Below are 21,040 nucleotides of genomic sequence, written 5' to 3'. Positions count from 1 at the left end.
ACGCTAAAGTCGTCACATTGTCTATTTGCATGATTATAATTGCTGAATTACAAACTGGCGCCAACGCAGCACTCCACGCGCCGCCAGCTTCGGCTTGAGACGCCGCATGCCCAGTCAAAGGATCACCACCGTGTTTGTCCGATTTTCTTCCCCCATCCTGCGGGCGGCCGTGCTCGCCTTCTGCGCCGCCGGCGCCCTCGCCGCGTGCTCGAAGCCGGCGCCGCCGCTTGAGGATATCCGTCCGGTGCGGGTGATCCAGCTGGTGGCAGATGCGGGCGCCGAGCGGTCGCAGTTTGCAGGCGACGTGCGGCCGCGCTACGAGTCGCAACTGGGCTTCCGGGTGGGCGGCAAGATCATCGAACGCAAGGTGGACGTGGGCGCGACCGTCAAGCGCGGCACGGTGCTGATGCGGCTCGACCCGCAAGACATCCGGCTGGCCGAAACCCAGGCCCGCGCCACGCTGCGCGCCGCCGACACCGAGCGCGAACTGGCCGCTGCCGATTACCAGCGTCACGTCAATCTGCGCTCCCAGAATTTCGTCAGCCAGGCCGTGCTCGACGCCAAGCAAAGCGCGCTCAAGGCGGCCCAGTCCAATGTCGATGCAGCGCGCGCCGGCTTGCGCGGCCAGTCGAACCAGGCCGATTACACGACCCTGGTTGCCGACGTCGATGGCGTCGTCACGGCCATCGATGCCGAAGTGGGGCAGGTCGTCCAGGCCGGCACGCCGGTGGTGCGCGTGGCCCGCACCACGGAGAAGGAAGTCGTCATCGGCATCCCCGAAAACAAAGTGGACGGATTGCGCCAGTCGGCCGACGTGGTCGTACGCCTGTGGGCCGATGCAGAGCAGACCATCCCGGGCAAGATCCGCGAAATCGCGCCAATGGCCGACGCCGCAACCCGCACTTACACCGTGAAGGTCGCGCTGCCCGCCCGCGCCGATGCGCGCCTGGGGATGAGCGCGACGGTGGAGCTGGCCACGGGCGCGGCAACCAACGGCGGCCTGCGCGTACCGTTGAGCGCGCTGGTCAACAACAAGGGCGCGAGCAGCGTCTGGGTCGTCGAAAACGGCGCCGTCAAGCTCGTGCCGGTGCAGGTGGCCGGCCAGGTCGAGAACGACGTGCTGGTATCGGGCGCCGTGCGCGCCGGCCAGAACGTGGTCACGGCCGGCGTGAACCTGCTCAAGCCGGGCCAGAAGGTGCGCATCCTCACCGCCGATGTCGCGCGCCGGGCGGACGCCGAAGCGGCCATGACGGCCAACGGCGGGGCCGCACGATGAAAGGCTTCAACCTGTCGCGCTGGGCGCTGGAACACATCCCGCTCACGCGCTTCCTGATCGCCGCCTGCCTGCTGTTCGGTATCCTGAGCTACTTCGAACTGGGCCAGGACGAAGACCCGCCCTTCACGTTCCGCGCGATGGTCGTGCGCGCCGTGTGGCCGGGTGCAACGGCGCTGCAGATGGCCGAGCAGGTCACCGATCCGCTCGAGCGCAAGCTGCAGGAGACGCCGTACGTCAAGAGCATCCGCAGTTTTTCCAAGCCGGGCGAAACCACGATCCTGATCGAGCTGCGTGAATCGACGCCGCCCAAGGAAACGACGGCCGCGTGGTACCAGGTGCGCAAGAAAATCGGCGACATCACTGCCACGCTGCCGCAGGGCGTGATCGGCCCATTCTTCAACGACGAATTCGGCGACACCTACGGGTCGATCTTCGCATTGTCGGGCGATGGTTTCACCTATGGCGAAATGCGCGACTACGCCGACTTCGTGCGCCAGCAACTGCTGCGCGTGCCGCTGGTGGCCAAGGTCGAGCAGTTCGGCGTGCAGAACGAAAAAGTGTATATCGCGTTCTCCAGCAAGAAATTCGCCCAGCTGGGCGTGCCGTTCGAGCAGATCGTGAACCAGATCGCCACGCAGAATGCGGTCGAGGCCAGCGGCGTGCTGGTCACGCCCACGGACAATCTGTCGGTGCGGGTAACGGGCGCGCTCGGCACGCTTGACCAGATCGAAGCGCTGCAACTGCGCGCTGGCGGCACCACGTTCCGCCTCGGCGACTTCGCCACCGTCAAACGCGGCTACCAGGACCCGCCGGCCGACAAGATGCGCTTTAACGGCAAGGAAGTGATCGGCCTGGGCGTGTCGATGGAAAAGGGCGGCAATATCATCACGATGGGCAAGGGGCTGGCCGAGACAGTGGCGCGCATCCGTGCGCAGCTGCCGGTCGGGATCGAGCTCGAACGGGTGGCCGACCAGCCGCAGGCCGTCAAGGAATCGGTCGGCGAGTTCGTCAAGGTGCTGATCGAGGCGGTCGTCATCGTGCTGGTCGTGTCGTTCCTGGCGCTCGGTCTGCACAGCAAGCCCAAATGGCGTATCGATATCTATCCGGGCCTGGTGGTGGCGCTGTCGATCCCGCTCGTGCTGGCGATCACGTTCCTGGCCATGCGCATGCTCGACATCTCGCTGCACAAGATTTCGCTCGGCGCGCTGATCATCGCGCTGGGCCTGCTGGTGGACGACGCCATCATTGCCGTCGAAATGATGGTGCGCAAAATGGAAGAGGGCATGTCGCGCTTCGAGGCCGCCACCTTCGCCTACACATCGACGGCCATGCCGATGTTGACCGGGACGCTGATCACGGCGGCGGGCTTCCTCCCGATCGGCCTGGCCGAATCGGCCGCCGGCGAGTACACGTTCACGATGTTCTCGGTCAATGGACTGGCGCTGCTGATCTCGTGGGTGGTGGCGGTGATGTTCACGCCCTATATCGGCTTCATGCTGCTGAAGGTCAAGCCGCACGTCCATGGCGAGAGTGGCCACGAAGTCTTCGATTCCCCGGCCTACCGGCGCTTCCGGCGCATCGTGACCTGGTGCGTCGAGTGGCGCAAGACCACCATCGCGCTGACGCTTGCCGTGTTCGCGCTGGGTATCTTCGGCTTCACGTTCATCGAGAAGCAGTTCTTCCCGGATTCGAGCCGGCCCGAGCTGATGGTCGAACTCTGGTCGCCCGAGGGCACGAGCTTTGCCGCCAACGAAGCGACCGTCAAGCGCTTCGAGGCGTTTCTGGCGCAGCAGCAGGGCGTGCGCAGCGTGACGAGCTATGTCGGCACCGGCAGCCCGCGTTTCTATCTGCCGCTGGACCAGATTTTCCCGCAGTCGAACGTCTCGCAGGTGGTCGTGCTGCCGGTCGATACCAAGGCGCGCGACGCGCTGCGCCTGAAGATCGTCGACATCTTCAGGCACGATTTCCCCGAAGTGCGCGGGCGCGTCAGGCTGCTGGCCAACGGCCCGCCGGTGCCGTACCCGGTGCAGTTCCAGGTGCTGGGGCCGGACATCGGCGTCGTGCGCGGGATCGCCGACCAGGTCAGGGCGACGCTGCTGGCCAATCCGAACACGCTGGGCGTGAACGATAACTGGAACGAATCGATCAAGGTGCTGCGCCTCGACCTGGACCAGGACAAGCTGCGCGCGCTGGGCGTGACGTCGCAGGCCGTGCGGCGCGCGGTCAACACGACGCTCACCGGCACGACGGTCGGCCAGTTCCGCGAATCGAACCGCCTGATCGACATGGTCGTGCGCCAGCCACTGGAAGAGCGCTCGACCATCACGCGGCTGTCGGAAACGCTGGTGCCGACCACCGGCGGGCAGGCCGTGACGATCGGCCAGGTGGCGCGCGTGCGCTTCGTCTGGGAGCCGGGCGTCGTCTGGCGTGAAGGCCGCGAGTGGGCCATCATGGTCCAGGCTGACGTGGTCGACGGTATCCAGGGGCCGACCGTGACCGCGCAAGTCGACAAGCAGTTGCGCGCGCTGCGTGCCAGGCTGCCGGCCGGCTACGCCCTGACAATCGAAGGGGCCGCCGCCGACAGCTCGGAAGCCGAGGCATCCATCGCAGCCAATGTGCCGCTGGTGCTGTTCATCGTGTTTGCGCTGCTGATGCTGCAGCTGCACAGCTTCTCGCGCTCGCTGCTCGTGTTTTTGACCGGCCCGCTGGGCGTGGCGGGCGCCGCGATGGCGCTGCTGATCCTCGACCGGCCCTTTGGCTTTGTCGCGAATCTGGGCGTGATCGCACTGTTCGGCATGATCATCCGTAACTCGGTGATCCTGGTCGACCAGATCGAGCAGGATATTGCCACCGGTAGCCATCCGTGGGATGCGATCATCGAAGCAGCCGTGCGCCGCTGCCGGCCGATCCTGCTGACGGCCGCCGCGGCGGCGCTGGCGATGATCCCGTTGTCGCGCTCGACGTTCTGGGGGCCGATGGCGGTGGCCATCATGGGCGGCCTGATGGTGGCGACGGCATTGACGCTGTTATTCCTGCCGGCCTTGTACGCGGCGTGGTTCCGCGTCAAAAAGCCGGCAGGGGCAGGCATCGAATGAAAGCACGTACCCCCGCACTGGAAAAAATGATGCCCAATAGTGTCAGAAATTCCAGTAAAATAATCGATTGAAGTTGTAGCCCCTAAACAATGGAGTGCAGGGCGGCCGGGTTCTACTGTCGGGCGCCCTTTGTTTTTGAGGCGATATTGCAATCCTGAGCGAGGATGGCGAAATTGGTAGACGCACCAGGTTTAGGTCCTGACGCCAGCAATGGTGTGGGGGTTCGAGTCCCCCTCCTCGCACCACGAATAATTATTTTTTTGGACGATTTTTACAATGGCAACTGCAGTCGAAACCCTGGGTAAACTCGAACGTCGCTTGACGATCTCTTTTCCGGTCGCTGACGTCCGCACTGAAGTCGAGAAGCGCCTGAAACAGCAGGCCAAGACCGCCAAGGCGCCTGGCTTCCGTCCGGGCAAAGTGCCGCTCAAGATGGTCGCTGCCCAGTACGGCTACCAGATCGAATCGGACGTGCTCAACGACAAAGTTGGCCGCGCATTCAACGAAGCCGCTGTCGCCAACGAACTGCGCGTTGCCGGTTTCCCGAAAATCGAGCCAAAAGACGACGCCCCTGAAGGCGTCCTCGAATTCAACGCGACTTTCGAAGTCTATCCTGAAGTCGTCATTGGCGACCTGGCAGCCGTTGAAGTCGAAACCGTCGTGACCGAAGTGTCCGACACCGAAATCGACAAGACCATCGACATCCTGCGCAAGCAGCGTGTGCACTATCACACCAAGGGCGAAGAAGGCGAACACGGCACCGGCGGCGAGCCAGTCGCAGCCGAAGGTGACCGCGTCACCGTCGACTTCGTCGGCACGCTGGACGGCGTCGAATTCGACGGCGGCAAGGCTGAAGGCTATGCCTTCGTGCTGGGCGAAGGCCGCATGCTGCCTGAGTTCGAAGCCGCAACGATCGGCCTGAAAGTCGGCGAAGCCAAGACCTTCCCACTGGCGTTCCCAGAGGACTACCATGGCAAGGACGTCGCCGGTAAAACCGCCGAGTTCACCATCACGCTCAAAGCACTCGAGTGGGCGCACATGCCTGCCGTCGACACCGAATTCGCCCAGTCGCTGGGAATCGAAGACGGCTCGATCGACAAGATGCGCGAAGACATCAAGGTGAACCTGGAGCGCGAAGTGCGCGCCCGCGTCAAGGCCCGCAACAAGGAAGCCGTGATGGACGCACTGGTCAAGGCCACCGAACTGGACGTGCCGACCGTGATGGTCGAGCAGGATTCGGAGCGTCTGGCCGAAATGACCCGCCAGGACATGGCACAGCGCGGCATGGACGTGGCCAAGCTGCCATTCCCGTCCGAGATGTTCAAGGACAAGGCCGAGCGCCGCGTGCGTCTGGGTCTGATCCTGTCGCAACTGGTTGCTGACAACGATCTGCAAGCCACGCAAGATCAGGTGAAAGCCCAGATCGAAGATTTCTCGCAGAGCTACGAAGACCCGAAAGAAGTCCTGAAGTACTACTTCAGCGACCGTCGTCGCCTCGGTGAAGTCGAAGCCCTTGTATTGGAAGAAAACGTCGTCAACTACGTACTTGGCAAGGCCAAGGTCTCGAACAAGACCGTCGCTTTCGATGAACTGATGGGCAGCGTCCCACAGGCTTAAGGAAAGCAGGCCGGCCCCTCGAGGCCGGCTTTTTTCAATGGCCCATTTGACCAACCCCTAACAAGGAACGAGACAGGTATGATGCACAATCCAGCACTGGATACACAGGCACTCGGCTTGGTGCCGATGGTTGTCGAGCAAAGTGGTCGTGGCGAACGCGCCTACGACATTTACTCGCGCCTCTTGAAAGAACGCGTGATTTTCCTGGTCGGTCCGGTCAACGACCAGATGGCCAACCTGATCGTCGCCCAGATGCTGTTTTTGGAAAGCGAAAATCCTGACAAGGATATCTCGCTCTACATCAACTCGCCGGGTGGCTCGGTCTCGGCCGGCCTCGCGATCCTCGACACGATGAACTTCATCAAGCCCGACGTCTCGACGCTGTGCACGGGTCTGGCGGCCTCGATGGGCGCCTTCCTGCTGGCAGCCGGCGCCAAGGGCAAGCGTTTCTCGCTGCCGAACTCGCGCGTCATGATTCACCAGCCATCGGGCGGTTCACAGGGCATGGCCTCGGATATCGAAATCCAGGCGAAAGAAATCCTGTATCTGCGCGAGCGTCTGGCCCGCATCATGTCCGATAACACCGGCCAGAGCATCGAGCAGATCCACCGTGACACCGACCGTGACCGCTTCATGTCGGCCGAAGAGTCGGTGGAGTATGGGCTGATCGACAAGGTCCTCACGCACCGCGGTTAAGAAATTGCCCGAGCATCCAGCGCGATGTTGGAAAAAAACGCCCGGACGCGAACACGTTCGGGCGTTTGTTTTTTATTTCGGGTAGCATGTTCGCATGCGCACCAGTTGCGCCCTTGGATTCGCCCTTGTTGCGTTTCCGGTTAAGCGTTATATTCATAGCAATTCAATAGAGTCCTGCCCCCATGTCAGAGAAAAAATCCTCCAGCGGCGAAAAACTGTTGTACTGCTCGTTCTGTGGAAAGAGCCAGCACGAAGTCAAAAAGCTGATCGCAGGACCGTCCGTGTTCATCTGCGATGAATGCATCGACTTGTGCAACGACATCATCCGCGATGAAACCTCGAACGTCGAAACGGTCACGGGCGCCAAGTCCGACCTGCCGACGCCCCTTGAAATCACCGAACTGCTCGACCAGTATGTGATCGGTCAACAAACGGCCAAGCGCATCCTGTCGGTGGCGGTGTACAACCACTACAAGCGCCTCAAGCACCTGGGCAAGAAAGACGAAGTCGAACTGGCCAAGAGCAACATCCTGCTGGTCGGTCCTACCGGCTCCGGCAAGACGCTGCTGGCCCAGACGCTCGCACGCATGCTGAACGTGCCGTTCGTGATTGCCGATGCGACGACGCTGACCGAAGCCGGCTATGTCGGTGAAGACGTCGAGAACATCATCCAGAAGCTGCTGCAAAGCTGCAACTACGAAGTGGAAAAGGCCCAGCGCGGCATCGTCTACATCGACGAGATCGACAAGATCTCGCGCAAGTCCGACAACCCGTCGATCACCCGTGACGTGTCAGGCGAGGGCGTCCAGCAGGCATTGCTCAAGCTGATCGAAGGCACGATGGCATCGGTGCCGCCACAGGGCGGACGCAAGCACCCGAACCAGGACTTCGTCCAGATCGACACGACCAACATCATGTTCATCTGCGGCGGCGCATTCGATGGCCTGGCCAAGGTGATCCAGAACCGCTCGGTCAAGAGCGGCATCGGCTTCGGCGCCACGGTCAAGAGTCTCGATTCCGGCTACAACGCCGAGATCCTGCTCGAAGCCGAACCTGAAGACCTGATCAAGTTCGGCCTGATTCCCGAGCTGGTCGGCCGTCTGCCGGTGGTGGCTGCATTGTCCGAGCTGACCGAAGAAGCGCTGATCCAGATTCTGATCGAGCCGAAGAATGCCTTGATCAAGCAATATTCGAAATTGCTGGAAATGGAAGGCGCCGAGCTGGAGATTCGTCCGGCAGCGCTGCATGCGATTGCAAAGAAAGCGCTGGCCCGTAAAACCGGTGCGCGTGGCCTGCGTTCTATTCTCGAACATGCGCTTCTCGACGTGATGTATGAATTGCCAGGCCAGTCAAATGTCGTGAAAGTCGTGATCGATGAAAATACGATCACGAACGGCGCGAAACCTTTGCTGATTTACAGCGAAACGGCAAAAGCGTCGGGAGAAAACTGAAAAAAATCCGTCGGCAAGCGACAAATTGCTTGCCGCACGGATTCAACTCGGTACAATCAATCTCAATAAGAGAGCCCGGCTTCATTCGAAAAGCCACTCGCGGTACGCCGTGCGGTGGCTTTTTCATTTTCCGAGGGTTTTTTATTGGAACGGCTATATGCTCTGACAAGTAAGATTTCTTTTACTTACAGAATATATTTTTACCGGACGGTCTTGTGTTTTGGCTGTCCAGCGCCCAAGTTCAGAACACGCTTTTTATAAGGTATGCCATGACAACTTCGAAATTAACCGAGCAAACGACGCTGCCACTTCTGCCGTTGCGCGATGTGGTTGTGTTCCCGCATATGGTGATACCTCTGTTCGTTGGCCGCCCTAAATCGATCAAGGCTCTGGAAGCCGCGATGGAGCAGGGCAAAAGCATCATGCTGGCCGCCCAGAAGGCCGCCGCCAAGGACGAACCGTCCGCCGCAGACATCTACGAGATCGGCTGCGTCGCCAATATTCTGCAGATGCTGAAACTGCCCGACGGTACCGTCAAGGTGTTGGTCGAGGGTTCGCAGCGCGCCCGTATCGATACGATCAACGACGGCGCCACGCACTTCACCGCGCAACTGACGCCGGTCGAATCGGAAATCGGCGACGACTCCGAAGTCGAGGCCATGCGCCGCGCGATCGTCCAGCAGTTCGACCAGTACGTGAAACTCAACAAAAAGATTCCACCAGAAATCCTGGCCTCGCTCGCCGGCATCGATGACGCAGGCCGCCTGGCCGATACCGTCGCTGCACACCTGCCGCTCAAGCTCGAGCAGAAGCAGGTGATCCTGGAGATCTTCAACGTCGCCAAGCGCCTCGAGCATCTGCTCGGCCAGCTGGAAGGTGAACTGGACATCCTGCAGGTCGAGAAACGCATCCGTGGCCGCGTCAAGCGCCAGATGGAAAAGTCGCAGCGCGAGTACTACTTGAACGAGCAGGTCAAGGCGATTCAGAAAGAACTGGGCGAGGGCGAAGAGGGCGCCGACATCGAGGAACTCGAAAAGAAAGTCGTCGCCGCCAAGATGCCGAAAGAAGCCATGGAAAAAGCCCAGGCCGAAATTCGCAAGCTCAAGCTGATGTCGCCGATGTCGGCCGAAGCCACCGTCGTGCGCAACTACATCGACACCTTGGTGTCGCTGCCATGGCGCAAGAAGTCGAAGGTCGCGATCGATCTGGCCAGTGCCGAAGCCGTGCTTGAACAAGATCACTACGGCCTGGACAAGATCAAGGAACGCATCCTGGAATACCTCGCAGTGCAACAGCGCGTCGACAAGCTGAAAGCGCCGATCCTGTGCTTCGTCGGTCCTCCGGGCGTCGGCAAGACGTCGCTTGGCCAGTCCATCGCCCGCGCGACGAACCGCAAGTTCGTGCGCATGGCCCTGGGTGGCGTGCGTGACGAAGCGGAGATCCGTGGCCACCGCCGCACGTACATCGGTTCGATGCCGGGCAAGGTGCTGCAATCGCTGGCGAAAGTCGGCGTGCGCAACCCGCTGTTCCTGCTCGACGAGATCGACAAGATGGGCGCCGATTTCCGTGGCGATCCGTCGTCGGCCCTGCTCGAGGTGCTGGACCCGGAACAGAATCACACGTTCTCGGACCATTACCTGGAAGTGGACTTCGATCTGTCGGACGTGATGTTCGTGGCGACGTCGAACTCGTACAACATTCCGCCGGCGCTGCTGGACCGCATGGAAGTCATTCGCCTGTCGGGTTACACCGAAGACGAAAAGACCAGCATCGCGCTGCGCTATCTGTTGCCAAAGCAGTTGAAGAACAACGGCTTGAAGGAAGAGGAAATCAAGGTCGAAGAGACCGCGATCCGCGACATCATCCGTTACTACACCCGCGAAGCCGGCGTGCGTTCGCTCGAGCGCGAGGTGTCGAAGATTTGCCGCAAGGTCGTCAAGATGCTGCTGCTGAAAAAGCCAGGCACGGGCGCCGACAAGCGCGTTATCGTCAACGGCAAGAACCTGGACAAGTTCTTGGGCGTGCGCCGTTATGACTTTGGCGTTGCCGAGAAAGATAACCAGGTCGGCCAGGTGGTTGGTCTGGCGTGGACCGAAGTCGGTGGCGATCTGCTGACGATCGAAGCTGTCAACGTGCCCGGCAAGGGCGCCATCATCCGCACCGGTACGCTGGGCGACGTGATGAAGGAGTCGATCGAAGCTGCCCGCACGGTGGTGCGCAGCCGCGCCGCACGCCTCGGTATCAAGAACGAGGCGTTCGAGAAGGCCGACATCCACATCCACGTGCCAGAAGGTGCGACACCGAAGGATGGTCCGTCGGCCGGTATCGGCATGACGACGGCGCTGGTCTCGGCCTTCACGGGCATCCCGGTGCGCGCCGATGTGGCAATGACGGGCGAGATCACGCTGCGCGGTGAAGTCCTGCCGATCGGTGGCCTGAAAGAGAAACTGCTGGCGGCGCATCGCGGTGGCATCAAGACGGTGTTGATTCCTGAGCAAAACGTGAAGGACCTGGCCGAGATTCCGGACAACGTCAAGAACAAGCTCGAGATCGTACCGGTGCGCTGGATCGAAAAAGTGCTGGAGATCGCACTGGAGCGCCAGCCACAGCCGTTGGTGGACGATCCTGCGGTGGCCGTTGCGCCAGCGCCGGTGGAAGCCAAGCCGGAAGTAGTCAAGCACTAAGACAGTACCGGGCTGCTGGTCAGCTCCCTGAAACAGGCGCCCATGTGGCGCCTGTTTTTTTTGGGGCTCAGTCAGCGTTATCTGTTGATGACACTGATAGCGATACTAAGCAATTGTTCTGGCGAAAAAATTCGCGCACCATCCAGCGCCCAGCGCCAGCCAAGATAATTGGGTAGATAGCGCGACGCCACGCCCCGAAAGCCCTGCAGCCACGCCTTGAAGCGCTGGTGGTAGGCGTTCACGTTCTGCACATGGATGGCAAGGCTGCCTGGGCGCCTCACACGCACCCCGGCGCGCACATTGATCGTCTCGTGCGCGATCCTGTGCTTGCGTGCAAAGGCGCGGTAAGCGGGATGGCCATCACTGACCAGCAAGGCCTGCCTGTCTAGCCTGGGTAGCAAGTCACGGTCGAGTTGCGCAGCCGTGAGCGCTCCGCGGCCGGTCACGGAATCAATGGTGCGCCCCTCGCGATCGCGCGCAACCAGGATGCAGTCCAGTTCACCGGAAATGCCCCGTTTGGCAGCGTGGCCGCCGCGACGGCGCGCTGGCCGATCAAGCGTGCGCGAACCTTTCTGTGACTCGAGCAGAAATGTTTCGTCAGCTTCGACGATGCCATTAAGGGCTACGGGCCGGTCGAGCTTGACCCAATGCAGGAAGCGGTGGCGCCAGCGAAAGGCGGTATTGCGGTGTACGCCGACCCGGTCTGCGGCCTTGCGTACGGGCAGTGAATCGAGCAGCACTTGCGAATACGCGAGCCATTTACCCTTTAGCCTCAGCCGCGCCAGTGGCGTACCGGTCAGGTCGTTAAAGGTGCGGCCGCAGGCGCAGCAGCGGTAGCGCTGCAAGTCATTGGCGAAACCGTGCCGGTAGCAGCGCTCGTTGCCGCATCTGGGGCAGCAGCGACCTGGCGCTCTGACCTCACTGATGAGCGCGACCACTTGATCGAGTCCGGCTGCAGGATGCAGGGCATCGAGCACTTGCCGCCGCTGCGGCTGATTCAGTAAAGGCAGTTTTGCGAACCAACCCTTGAAGCGTGGCGCTTTCATGATCGACTCCTGACACTGGGGACAGGGTTGGACCATTGGAGTGCTCGTCAGTTCGAAGCTGGTCTCTATTTAACGTTGACTGCGCCCCTTTTTTTTGCGTCGTCGTATTGGCGCGCCATATGCCACAGATGAACCTGCGTTGAACCGGGCTCGCTTGACAGCGCCATGTTGCCCTTGTTTAATACGGCCTGCACTTTTGCAGCAGCGGCGCGTGTGCGTCACGAACGGGAAACGAGGGAACGAGTGAACAAGACAGAACTGATCGAAGAAATCGCGAAGTCCGCGGACATTACCAAGGCATCGGCAGCGCGTGCCCTCGACGCCGTGATCGACGCCGTGACCGAGACCCTGAAAAAGAACGACAGCGTCACGCTGGTCGGCTTTGGCACCTTCACGGTCGGCGAGCGCGCTGCACGCACGGGCCGCGATCCGCGCACCAAGGAGCCCATCAAAATCAAGGCTGCACGCGTCCCGAAATTTAAGGCTGGTAAAGCGCTGAAAGATGCTGTAAACTAATGCCTTCTTCGCGGTGACAAGCGAAGGAAAGCAGCAGGGGTTGTTGTGTAGTCCCTGATGTTCGTTGGTGTGTTTTTTGCTGGAGCGGTAGTTCAGTTGGTTAGAATACCGGCCTGTCACGCCGGGGGTCGCGGGTTCGAGTCCCGTCCGCTCCGCCACAAAAAACGCACAGACAGTATGTCTGGAGCGGTAGTTCAGTTGGTTAGAATACCGGCCTGTCACGCCGGGGGTCGCGGGTTCGAGTCCCGTCCGCTCCGCCAGAATTCGAGTAGTATGGAGTGCCCTTCAGGGTAGCTCCGCCAGAAGAGGCGAACGCGAGTTCGCCTTTTTTTTTAACTTGTGCTGTTATTGCATTCTCAACCTTGAATGGCTGACCATGTTTGAATTTATTCGGAACAACAAGCGTTGGATGTACGGGATCCTGCTTCTTTTGATCGTCCCATCGTTCGTGTTTGTCGGGATGGAGAGTTACCAGAGTAACGATGCCGGGACCCACGTCGCCACCGTTGGCGGCGAAAAGATCTCGCGCCAGGAATGGGAAGATGCGCAGCGTCGTCAGATCGATCAGGCACGCCAGATGATGGGCGCCCAGTTCGACCAGAAGATGTTCGAGACCGCCGAAGCCAAGAAAACGATCCTCAATAATCTGGTCGGCGAACGCGCCATCAGTACCGAGATCGCCCGCTCGCACATGAATGTCAGCGATGCAACACTGCAGAAGACCATCATGGAGATCCAGCAGTTCCGCCAGCCGGACGGTGGCTTCGACATGGAAGGCTACAAGGCCGCCCTGGCAGCGCAAGGCATGACGCCGGCGATGTTCGACCAGCGCCTGCGCCGTGACCTCACCGTGCAGCAGCTGACCGGTTCGATCCAGGCCACCGCATTTGCACCGCGCAGCGTCGCAACGCGCCTGTCGAACATCAACGATCAGGAACGTGAAGTGCAGGAGATCGTGTTCCCGATTGCGACCTATCTGCCGCAGGTGAAAGTTTCCGATGCGATGGTCAAGGCGTACTACGACAAGAACGCAACGCTGTTCCAGATTCCTGAGCAGGTCAAGGCCGAGTACGTCGTCTTCAACGCCGCTACCGTCGAAAACCAGGTGCAGGTGTCGGATGCCGAAATCAGCGACTTCTACAACAAGAACCTCAAGAACTACACGACGCCCGAGCAGCGCAGCGCCAGCCACATCCTGATCACGGTGGCCAAGGACGCCAAGCCAGCCGATCAGGCTGCAGCGAAGACGAAAGCGGAAGCCGTGCTGGCGCAAGTGCGCGCAGCGCCGGCCAATTTTGCCGCCATTGCCAAGGCCAACTCGCAGGATCCGGGCTCGGCGCAGGCTGGCGGCGATCTGGGCGTGGTTGAAAAGGGCCTGTTCGTCAAGTCGGTTGAAGATTCGATCTACGCGTTGAAAGAGGGCGAGACGAGCGGCCTGGTGCAGTCGGAATTCGGCTGGCACATCATCAAGCTCAATTCGATCAAGCCGGCGACGCAAAAGTCGCTGGACACGGCGCGTGAGCAGATTGCAGGCGACCTCAAGAAGCAGAAGATGGCTGCCAAGTACACCGAACTGGCTGGCGTCTTTACCGAGACCGCGTATGACCAGTCGGATAGCCTGAAGCCGGTGGCCGACAAGCTCAAGCTGCAGATCCAGACCGTCGACAACCTGACCCGTACGCCAAATCCGGCGCTGGGCGATGCACCGTTCAACAACGCCAAGTTCCTGACGGCGCTGTTCGGCAACGACGCATTGAAGAACAAGCGCAATACCGAAGCAGTGGAAGTCGCGCCAAGCGTGCTGGTGGCAGGCCGCGTCGTTGAACTGCGTCCGGCGGCCAAGCGTCCGCTGTCCGAGGTCGAGGCGCAGATTCGTCAGCGCGTGACGATCGAGGAAGCAGTGCGCCTGGCACGGCAGGCAGGCGAAGCCAAGCTGGCGGCAGCCAAGGCGGCAGGCGACGCAACCGGTTTCGGCGCACCAGTGGTCGTCTCGCGGACCAAGCAGCCGACGATCAACCAGCCCGGTGCGATTGCCGTGCTCAAGGCTGACGCCACCAAGCTGCCGGCGTATGTCGGTGTCGATGTGCCGGGCCAGGGTTACGCCGTCTATCGAATCAACAAGGTCTCGCAGCCGGCGCAGCTCGACGCGGCGCGCCGCAAGCAGGAAGCGGACCAGATCGGCAACATGATGGGCCAGCAGCAGATGGTCGATTACGTCGAAGCGCTGAAGGTCAAGGCCAAGGCCAAGGTAACGGCCACGCCGTCGCAGCTGGGCACGAATACCGACGCGCAGTAAGTCGTCGCCTGTTCGGTCTTCACTGAAAAAGCCCGGTTGCGCAAGCAGCCGGGCTTTTTTGCGATGTGCTTAACCGACCCGGCGGATGGCATCTGGAACACTGGACGGATCAGCTACTCTCCATCATGAAGGGACTTCCAATGACCACTGCCACCACGAGCCGTCAGCGCGCTCAGGATCTCGTCGCGCGCATGACGGAGGACGAAAAATTTGCCTGGCTGTCCGGCCCGATGGCCATTCCTCTGACGGACGAGCTCAAAGCGCAGGGCGCCATCGGTTCGGCTGCGTTCTACCCGGGCGTCCCACGGCTGGGCATCCCTGCCATGCAGCAGGCCGACGCTAGTCTCGGGATCAGCAATATCGGCGGCGTGCGCCCTGGTGACCATGCGACGGGATTGCCCAGCTCGCTGTTGCTGGGCGCCACCTTCAACCGCCAGCTCGCACACGACAGCGGCGCGCTGGTCGGACGCGAAGCGCGGGCCAAGGGCTTCAATGTGCAGCTTGCAGGTGGCGCGAACCTGATCCGCGAACCACGCGGTGGCCGCAATTTCGAATACATCAGCGAGGACCCGCTGCTCACCGGCGAGCTGGCCGGCCACTCGGTTGCCGGCATCCAGGCGCAGCGCGTGGTGTCGACCGTCAAGCATTTCGTCGCCAATGGCCAGGAAACCGGGCGCGTGATGGTCAGCGCGAACCTGGCCGAAGCGGCGTTGCGCGAATCCGACCTGCTGGCGTTCCAGATCGCGATAGCGATCGGCAAGCCTGGCGCCGTCATGCCCGGCTATAACCTGGTCAATGGTCACTATGCGTCCGAGAACGCCTTCCTGCTGCAGCAGGTGCTCAAGGATGAATGGGGTTACGCCGGCTGGGTCATGTCGGACTGGGGCGCCACGCATTCGACCGTCAAGGCGGCACTCGCAGGCCTCGACGTGCAATCGGGCGCCAATCTCGACAATGCGCATTACTTCGGCCAGGCCCTGCGCGATGCGGTGCGCGAGGGCCAGGTGCCGCAGGCGCGCATCGACGATATGGTCGCACGCATCCTCACAGGCCTGATCAGTGTCGGCGCGCTCGATCAAGCGTTGCCTGACGACCGCATGCAGCCGGTCGACTTCAGCCAGCACAAGCTGATCGCGCAGCGCCAGGCCGAAGAAGGCATCGTGCTGCTCACGAACCGGAACGCCACGCTGCCGCTGCCGCAGCGCCTGGCCCGGTTGCTGGTGGTCGGCGAGCATGCCGACCATGGCGTGCTGTGTGGCGGCGGTTCATCGGCCGTAACGCCCATCGGCAGCCTGCAGCTGCCCGGCACCAGCATCATGGGGATGGACGTGGCCAAGGTCGTCCAGCCGTCGTCGCTCGTCAACGCGATCGAAGAAGAAAGCGGCGCCCGCGACGTCGTGTTCGTCGACGGCACCGATCGGCAACAGGTGCTGGACGCCGCGCGCAACGCCGATGCGGTGATCGTGTTCGCGCAGGAGTGGCGCTCGGAAGGCCTCGACGCCGTGGGCCTCGCACTGCCCGACGACCAGGATGCGCTGATCGAGGCCATTGCCGGCGTCAACCCGGCGACGATCGTCGTCATCCAGTCGGGCGGCCCCGTCACGATGCCGTGGCGCGACCGCGTGGCCGCGATCCTGGCCGCATGGTACCCGGGATCGGGCGGCGGGCCGGCCGTGGCGGGCGTGCTGTTCGGGCGCGTCAATCCATCGGGCCGCTTGCCTGTGACGTTCCCGGCCAGCGAGTCGCAGTTGCCGCGCCCCGAACAGATCGATCCGGAAACCACGACGTCCAACCCGGCCACGCCGCGCAAGGGCGGCATCATCCCGCTCGATTACGATCTTGAAGGGTCGGATGTCGGTTATCGGTGGTTCACGCGTGAAGGGCATCAGCCGCTGTTCCCGTTCGGGTTCGGCCTGTCGTACACGACGTTTGAACTGGCCGGTCTGCGCGTCAGCGTTGACGGGCGGTATAGCGCGAGCGTTGAGGTGGCCAATACCGGCGCGTGCACGGGCGCAGTCGTGGTGCAGATCTACGTCGACAAGCAGGGCGCCGACGGCTTTGTCAGGCGCCTGGCAGGCTTCACCAAAACAACCCTGGCAGCCGGCGAACGCGCTACCGTCGAACTCGACCTTGAGCCGCGCATCCTTGCACGCTACCGGGTGGGCGGCGACAGGCCGGGCTTCGTCATCGAGCCCGGCGTCTACCGTGTGTGGGCGGCGCAGCACGCGCGCGACGACACGCTCTGGCGGGATGTCGCGATCGACGAGCTGCGTCGGATCGCGCCGTAGCCTCAGGCGGGCACGTCGTGCAGGCGGCGCGCCGCGTCCAGGAAATCCCTGGTGCCAATATCGGCCAGTTGCACCACCTGCGCCTGCGGATACTGCACGAAGTTGCGGTCGATCGAGCGCAGGTAGGCCGGGTCATAGTGCTGCACCAGCAGCTCGTCGACCAGCGCCGGCAGCGCGCCGCCTTGCGCCATCGCCTGCCAGTCAGCGATCTTGGCGCGGCCATGTACCAATGTCAGGTGCGTCAGCTGATCGGCCAGCACGGAAGGATCGGCGCAGAAGTGCTGATAGTCTTCCATCAGCAAACGCACGCGCGCGGGGCGCGCCAGTTGCAGGTCGATGCAGGGCGCGGCGCGCATGCGCACCATCACGGCATCCGGCACGCGCAGGTTGCCGACCTTCTTGCTCTCGGCTTCGACGAACACGGGGCGGGCCAGGTCGAAGCTGCGCAGCTTGGCCAGCACCAGCGTCTCGAACATCTTTTGGCTTGGCTGTGGTTCGTTCGGCAAGTGACCCAGCACCGAGCCGCGGTGCGCGGCCAGTTGCTCCAGGTCGAGTACCTGCGCGCCGATGCCGTCGAGCGTTTCGAGCAGGCGACTCTTGCCGCTGCCGGTAGGGCCGCAGACGACGCGGAAATCGACGGCAGGCGGCTCGGCCAGCGCCGCGCTGACCCAGGCCCGGTAATTCTTGTAGCCGCCCTCGAGCTGCGCCACGGGCCAGCCGATGCGCGCCATGATCAGTGCCATCGCGCCGCTGCGGTTACCGCCGCGCCAGCAGTACACCAGCGGACGCCAGTCGCGCGGCTTGTCGTGAAACAGCGTGTCGATGTGGTGCGCGATATTGCGCGCGATGATCGGCGCGCCGGCTTTCTTGGCGTCGAAAGCGCTGGTCTGCTTGTACAGCGTGCCGACCAGGATGCGTTCATCGTTGTTCAGCACCGGGCAGTTGATCGCACCGGGGATATGGTCGAGTGCGAATTCGGCTTCGCTGCGCACGTCGATGATCGCGTCGAATTCACCGAGGCGCGGGAGCAGGGCGTCGAACCCTGCGACTTCCGGGTACTTCATGGCTGCTTCACCATTTTTTCAAACGTCGGCCAGATATTGTTTAGGATGATGGGATGCGCCTGCGCGGTCGGATGCAGGCGGTCTTGCTGGAACAGGGCAGGTTTGTCGGCCACGCCTTCAAGCATGAACGGCACCAGCGGCGATTTGGTCGACGTCGCCACGGTCTTGAACATGCCGAAGAAGCGCTCGGTGTAGGCGCGCCCGTAGTTGGGCGGCATGCGCATGCCCACCAGCAGCACGCGCGCTTTCTGCGCCTGCGCTGCGGCGATCATTGCGCGCAGGTTCGCTTCGGCTGACGGCACGGGCAAGCCGCGCAGCCCGTCGTTGGCGCCCAGTTCGATCACGACCAGGTCCGGCTTGTGCTGGCCCAGCAGGGCAGGCAGGCGCGCCTTGCCGCCACTGGTGGTCTCGCCGCTGATGCTGGCGTTGACGACCCTGGCGTCGATTTTTTCGCTCTTCATTTTCTGTTCGAGCAGTGCGACCCAGCCGGCGCCACGGGCGATGCCGTATTCGGCCGACAGGCTGTCGCCCACCACGAGTACGGTTTTTGGTGCAGAATAAGCGTTCGCCGTCGCCGCCAGGGACAGACTCAACCCCAGTGCAGCGCCGACAATTAATTTACCGAGAACTGCGTTCTTAAGAAAAGCAAGCATGCGTGATCATCCCGAGGCATTCAAAAATGACGTCACTGACGTCGATGTAATGACAGGCCGGCCGCCCGCGATCCAGGTCAGTGGCTTGTCGAAGAAGGTCGCTGACGCCAGCGGCGAGCTGACCATCCTGCAAGAGATTGATTTTACCGTGCAACCGGCAGAGACGCTCGCGCTCGTCGGCGCTTCCGGCTCCGGCAAGTCGACGCTGCTGGGCCTGCTGGCAGGCCTGGACACGCCATCGTCCGGCACCGTGCGCCTGGATGGCACCGATATCTTCGCGCTCGATGAAGACGGCCGCGCCGCGTTCCGCAAGGCCAAGCTGGGCTTCGTGTTCCAGTCGTTCCAGCTGCTCACGCACCTGAACGCGCTCGAGAACGTGATGCTGCCGCTCGAATTGCGGGGCGAATCCGGTGCGCGCGAGAAGGCGGCCGACATGCTGGGCCGCGTCGGCCTGGGCAGCCGCCTGAAGCACTATCCCAAGTTTTTGTCGGGCGGTGAGCAGCAGCGCGTTGCGCTGGCGCGCGCTTTTGTCACGCAGCCGCCGCTGCTGTTTGCCGACGAGCCCACCGGCAGCCTCGATGCCGCCACCGGCGAATCGATCATCGGACTGATGTTCGAACTCAATCGCGAACGCGGCTCGACGCTGGTGCTGGTCACGCACGATCCGGGCATGGCCGCACGTTGCGGCCGGACGATCACGATCGCCGCGGGCCGCCTCGTCAAATAATTAATCAGCTGCCTGCGCGCACCTGCGCGTTGAGCACCTTGCGCACGGCCGCTGGCAGCTCGCCGGCGGTCAGGCCGATCGGCCCCACGCCATCTTCGACCAGCGCGTCGGCCGCGGCGCCATGCAACCAGGCCGCCGCCGCTGCCGCTTCCTTGCCCGGCCAGCCTTGCGCGAGCAGGGCGCCGCAGATCCCTGCCAGCACGTCACCACTGCCCGCCGTGGCCAGCCCCGCGTTGCCGGTCGGGTTGATCAGCACTGCGCCATCGGGCCCGGCGATCACGGTGCCGGACCCTTTGAGAATCACGACCGCATGCATGCGCTGTGCGAGTTCACGCGCGCTGGCCAGGCGGTCGGCCTGCACCACCGACACCGTCATGCCCAGCATTCGGGCCGCTTCCAGCGGATGCGGCGTGAGCACGGCCGGTGCGCTTCGCTGGGCCAGGCGCGTCTGCAGGTCGGGGCTGGCGCCGATGAGGTTCAGCGCATCGGCGTCGAGCACCAGCGGGCAGTCGCTGTCGAGCGCCTTGGCCACCAGCCGGATCGCGTCGACCGAATCGCCCATGCCCGGCCCTAGCACCAGCGTACGGCCAAACAGATCCAGGTCGTCGGCCGCGCGGAACATGATTTCGGGCTGGCTGCTGTCGTAGCCGGGCGGCGTGTTGAGCGCCGCGACATACACGCGCCCCGCGCCGGCATACAGCGCGCCGCGCGCGGCCAGTACCGGTGCACCGGCCATGCCGTGCGCGCCACCGATCACGGCGACGTCGCCAAAGCTGCCCTTGTGCGAGTTCTGGCGGCGCGCCGCGAAGCAGTGCGCAAACGATGGCAGCCCGTTCATGGCTGCCGTCGTGGTCGTTGCTGCCGCATCCACGCCGAGCGCGTCTACATGCACGACGCCTGCATGATCGCGCCCGTCGGCCGTGTGCAGGCCCGGCTTGTCGGCGATGAACGTGATCGTGTGCGTGGCGCGCACCGCGATGCCGTCCGGGCCGATGACGGCGCCCGTGTCGGCGTCCAGGCCACTCGGCACGTCCAGCGCCAGGATCGGGCAGCGCAGACCGTCGAGGCCCGCAACGACCTCGCGGTATTCGCCGGTGAGCGCGCGCGTCAGGCCGATCCCGAACAAGCCGTCGACGACGAGCGCCCACTGGCCATCGGGCGGCAGCATGTCGAGCCAGCCGACCGTGCCGGAACGCGCGCGCTCGTAGGCCGCGGCGGTTTCGCTCGAGGCGTCGTCGTTACCGTCGCCCGGCAAGTGCAGGACGGTGGCGTTGACACCGGCTTCGGCCAGGTTGGCCGCCACCTCCAGCGCATCGCCGCCATTGTTGCCGGGGCCGGCCAGCACCAGCACCGGCGCGCCACGCAGGCCATCCGGAGATGCACCCGCTGATGCGCGCAATAACTCGAGCGCATAGTCGGCGGCGGCCTTGCCGGCGCGGGTCATCAAGGTGCCCGGCGCCAGCGTGCTGCTGGCCGCGTGTTCGATGGCGCGCAGCTGCGCGACGGTGTAGAGAGGGTATGCCATGGTCGTTTGCGTGAATGAGAATGCGACCATTGTCGTGCATTCGCGCCAACGTTGGCGCGCCGTCCGCACTACAATGGCTGCCATCATCTGGTCAGCACAGGGAGTG

Annotated in this window: 14 protein-coding genes and 3 tRNA genes; 13 read left to right on the top strand and 4 right to left on the bottom strand. The window is 62.8% G+C overall.

Features of this window, described 5'->3' with window-relative positions; genetic code table 11:
• The first annotated feature begins 106 nt into the window (after window positions 1-106).
• The 7 genes from IFU00_10675 (at window position 107) to lon (ending at window position 10,819) form a co-directional block, all read left to right on the top strand.
• The gene (locus tag IFU00_10675) at window positions 107-1,276 is read left to right on the top strand and encodes an efflux RND transporter periplasmic adaptor subunit (GenBank protein MBD8542746.1); all 1,170 of its coding nucleotides are present in this window, start codon (window positions 107-109) and stop codon (window positions 1,274-1,276) included.
• Window positions 1,273-4,371 carry an efflux RND transporter permease subunit gene (locus tag IFU00_10670; protein ID MBD8542745.1) on the top strand — a complete coding sequence of 1,033 codons (3,099 nt, stop codon included), beginning with the start codon at window positions 1,273-1,275 and terminating at the stop codon, window positions 4,369-4,371. Before IFU00_10675 ends, IFU00_10670 begins: the two co-directional genes overlap by 4 nt.
• Before the next feature lie 158 nt (window positions 4,372-4,529).
• Window positions 4,530-4,616 (top strand) — tRNA-Leu (locus IFU00_10665).
• A gap of 31 nt (window positions 4,617-4,647) precedes the next feature.
• Entirely contained in the window at window positions 4,648-5,988 is a 1,341-nt protein-coding gene (locus tag IFU00_10660) for a trigger factor (protein ID MBD8542744.1), read from the top strand.
• Between the two features lie 117 nt (window positions 5,989-6,105).
• A complete protein-coding gene (gene clpP, locus IFU00_10655) occupies window positions 6,106-6,684 on the top strand; it encodes an ATP-dependent Clp endopeptidase proteolytic subunit ClpP (GenBank protein MBD8542743.1) in 579 nt (192 codons plus the stop codon).
• Window positions 6,685-6,866: 182 nt separating this feature from the next.
• A complete protein-coding gene (clpX, locus tag IFU00_10650) occupies window positions 6,867-8,135 on the top strand; it encodes an ATP-dependent Clp protease ATP-binding subunit ClpX (protein ID MBD8542742.1) in 1,269 nt (422 codons plus the stop codon).
• A gap of 269 nt (window positions 8,136-8,404) precedes the next feature.
• Window positions 8,405-10,819, top strand: a complete 2,415-nt coding sequence (lon, locus tag IFU00_10645; protein ID MBD8542741.1) for an endopeptidase La — start codon at window positions 8,405-8,407, stop codon at window positions 10,817-10,819.
• A gap of 77 nt (window positions 10,820-10,896) precedes the next feature.
• On the opposite strand, the gene IFU00_10640 is transcribed toward lon, so the two are convergent.
• Complete coding sequence (locus tag IFU00_10640; GenBank protein ID MBD8542740.1) at window positions 10,897-11,865, bottom strand: IS1595 family transposase; 969 nt, start codon at window positions 11,863-11,865, stop codon at window positions 10,897-10,899.
• Window positions 11,866-12,108: 243 nt separating this feature from the next.
• Here IFU00_10640 and IFU00_10635 point away from each other — a divergent pair, with 243 nt between their 5' ends.
• From IFU00_10635 to IFU00_10615, 5 genes are all read left to right on the top strand, one after another.
• Complete coding sequence (locus IFU00_10635) at window positions 12,109-12,381, top strand: HU family DNA-binding protein (protein ID MBD8542739.1); 273 nt, start codon at window positions 12,109-12,111, stop codon at window positions 12,379-12,381.
• Window positions 12,382-12,462: 81 nt separating this feature from the next.
• Window positions 12,463-12,539: transfer RNA gene (locus IFU00_10630), tRNA-Asp, on the top strand.
• Between the two features lie 25 nt (window positions 12,540-12,564).
• Window positions 12,565-12,641 (top strand) — tRNA-Asp (locus IFU00_10625).
• A gap of 116 nt (window positions 12,642-12,757) precedes the next feature.
• A complete protein-coding gene (locus IFU00_10620; protein MBD8542738.1) occupies window positions 12,758-14,677 on the top strand; it encodes a SurA N-terminal domain-containing protein in 1,920 nt (639 codons plus the stop codon).
• Window positions 14,678-14,802: 125 nt separating this feature from the next.
• Entirely contained in the window at window positions 14,803-16,965 is a 2,163-nt protein-coding gene (locus tag IFU00_10615; protein MBD8542737.1) for a glycoside hydrolase family 3 C-terminal domain-containing protein, read from the top strand.
• A gap of 2 nt (window positions 16,966-16,967) precedes the next feature.
• On the opposite strand, the gene mnmH is transcribed toward IFU00_10615, so the two are convergent.
• Together mnmH and IFU00_10605 are read right to left on the bottom strand one after the other, a co-directional pair.
• Window positions 16,968-18,029 (bottom strand): tRNA 2-selenouridine(34) synthase MnmH, encoded by a 1,062-nt coding sequence (gene mnmH / locus IFU00_10610; GenBank protein MBD8542736.1) that lies wholly within the window; start codon window positions 18,027-18,029, stop codon window positions 16,968-16,970.
• Entirely contained in the window at window positions 18,026-18,682 is a 657-nt protein-coding gene (locus tag IFU00_10605) for an arylesterase (protein MBD8542735.1), read from the bottom strand. Before IFU00_10605 ends, mnmH begins: the two co-directional genes overlap by 4 nt.
• A gap of 49 nt (window positions 18,683-18,731) precedes the next feature.
• Here IFU00_10605 and IFU00_10600 point away from each other — a divergent pair, with 49 nt between their 5' ends.
• Window positions 18,732-19,409 (top strand): ABC transporter ATP-binding protein, encoded by a 678-nt coding sequence (locus IFU00_10600; GenBank protein ID MBD8542734.1) that lies wholly within the window; start codon window positions 18,732-18,734, stop codon window positions 19,407-19,409.
• 4 nt (window positions 19,410-19,413) lie between these two features.
• Here IFU00_10600 and IFU00_10595 read toward each other — a convergent pair whose 3' ends face one another.
• Window positions 19,414-20,934 (bottom strand): NAD(P)H-hydrate dehydratase, encoded by a 1,521-nt coding sequence (locus IFU00_10595; GenBank protein ID MBD8542733.1) that lies wholly within the window; start codon window positions 20,932-20,934, stop codon window positions 19,414-19,416.
• Between the last annotated feature and the right edge of the window lie 106 nt (window positions 20,935-21,040).

Source organism: Oxalobacteraceae sp. CFBP 8761 (genome assembly GCA_014841595.1).
GTDB lineage: Bacteria > Pseudomonadota > Gammaproteobacteria > Burkholderiales > Burkholderiaceae_D > Telluria.
This window is presented reverse-complemented; position numbering and strand designations above follow the sequence as displayed.

Bases quoted from the DNA above. Each gene is read 5' to 3' on its own strand.
- IFU00_10675 (MBD8542746.1), top strand. From the start codon at position 107: ATGCCCAGTCAAAGGATCACCACCGTGTTTGTCCGATTTTCTTCCCCC.
- IFU00_10670 (MBD8542745.1), top strand. From the start codon at position 1,273: ATGAAAGGCTTCAACCTGTCGCGCTGGGCGCTGGAACACATCCCGCTC.
- IFU00_10660 (MBD8542744.1), top strand. From the start codon at position 4,648: ATGGCAACTGCAGTCGAAACCCTGGGTAAACTCGAACGTCGCTTGACG.
- clpX (MBD8542742.1), top strand. From the start codon at position 6,867: ATGTCAGAGAAAAAATCCTCCAGCGGCGAAAAACTGTTGTACTGCTCG.
- lon (MBD8542741.1), top strand. From the start codon at position 8,405: ATGACAACTTCGAAATTAACCGAGCAAACGACGCTGCCACTTCTGCCG.
- IFU00_10640 (MBD8542740.1), bottom strand. From the start codon at position 11,865: ATGAAAGCGCCACGCTTCAAGGGTTGGTTCGCAAAACTGCCTTTACTG.
- IFU00_10620 (MBD8542738.1), top strand. From the start codon at position 12,758: ATGTTTGAATTTATTCGGAACAACAAGCGTTGGATGTACGGGATCCTG.
- IFU00_10615 (MBD8542737.1), top strand. From the start codon at position 14,803: ATGAAGGGACTTCCAATGACCACTGCCACCACGAGCCGTCAGCGCGCT.
- mnmH (MBD8542736.1), bottom strand. From the start codon at position 18,029: ATGAAGTACCCGGAAGTCGCAGGGTTCGACGCCCTGCTCCCGCGCCTC.
- IFU00_10605 (MBD8542735.1), bottom strand. From the start codon at position 18,682: ATGCTTGCTTTTCTTAAGAACGCAGTTCTCGGTAAATTAATTGTCGGC.
- IFU00_10600 (MBD8542734.1), top strand. From the start codon at position 18,732: ATGACAGGCCGGCCGCCCGCGATCCAGGTCAGTGGCTTGTCGAAGAAG.
- IFU00_10595 (MBD8542733.1), bottom strand. From the start codon at position 20,934: ATGGCATACCCTCTCTACACCGTCGCGCAGCTGCGCGCCATCGAACAC.